Below are 1,030 nucleotides of genomic sequence, written 5' to 3'. Positions count from 1 at the left end.
CTGAGGACAAGCCCTCGGCCTATTAGTACCGGTCAACTCCACCCCTTACAGGGCTTCCATATCCGGCCTATCAACCCAGTCGTCTACTGGGAGCCTTACCCTCTCAAGGAGGTGGGAGTGCTCATCTCGAAGCAGGCTTCCCGCTTAGATGCTTTCAGCGGTTATCCCTCCCGAACGTAGCCAACCAGCCATGCCCTTGGCAGGACAACTGGCACACCAGAGGTTCGTCCGTCCCGGTCCTCTCGTACTAGGGACAGCCCTTCTCAACACTCCTACGCGCACAGCGGATAGGGACCGAACTGTCTCACGACGTTCTAAACCCAGCTCGCGTACCGCTTTAATGGGCGAACAGCCCAACCCTTGGGACCTACTCCAGCCCCAGGATGCGACGAGCCGACATCGAGGTGCCAAACCATCCCGTCGATATGGACTCTTGGGGAAGATCAGCCTGTTATCCCCGGGGTACCTTTTATCCGTTGAGCGACGGCGCTTCCACAAGCCACCGCCGGATCACTAGTCCCTACTTTCGTACCTGCTCGACCCGTCAGTCTCACAGTCAAGCTCCCTTGTGCACTTACACTCAACACCTGATTGCCAACCAGGCTGAGGGAACCTTTGGGCGCCTCCGTTACTCTTTAGGAGGCAACCGCCCCAGTTAAACTACCCACCAGACACTGTCCCTGATCCGGATCACGGACCCAGGTTAGACATCCAGCACGACCAGAGTGGTATTTCAACGGCGACTCCACAACAACTGGCGTTGCTGCTTCAAAGTCTCCCACCTATCCTACACAAGCCGAACCGAACACCAATATCAAGCTATAGTAAAGGTCCCGGGGTCTTTCCGTCCTGCTGCGCGAAACGAGCATCTTTACTCGTAATGCAATTTCACCGGGCCTATGGTTGAGACAGTCGAGAAGTCGTTACGCCATTCGTGCAGGTCGGAACTTACCCGACAAGGAATTTCGCTACCTTAGGATGGTTATAGTTACCACCGCCGTTTACTGGCGCTTAAGTTCTCAGCTTCGCC

General features: G+C 55.7%; 1 rRNA gene. It reads right to left on the bottom strand.

Annotated elements, in window-relative coordinates:
• Positions 1-2: 2 nt before the first annotated feature.
• Positions 3-1,030: ribosomal RNA gene (locus ACZ7BZ_RS38390) — 23S ribosomal RNA — on the bottom strand; the annotation flags it as partial.

This window comes from Kitasatospora sp. NPDC036934, from assembly GCF_055608425.1.
The sequence above is the reverse complement of the archived record's forward strand: the minus strand, read 5'-3'. Positions and strand labels throughout refer to the sequence as shown.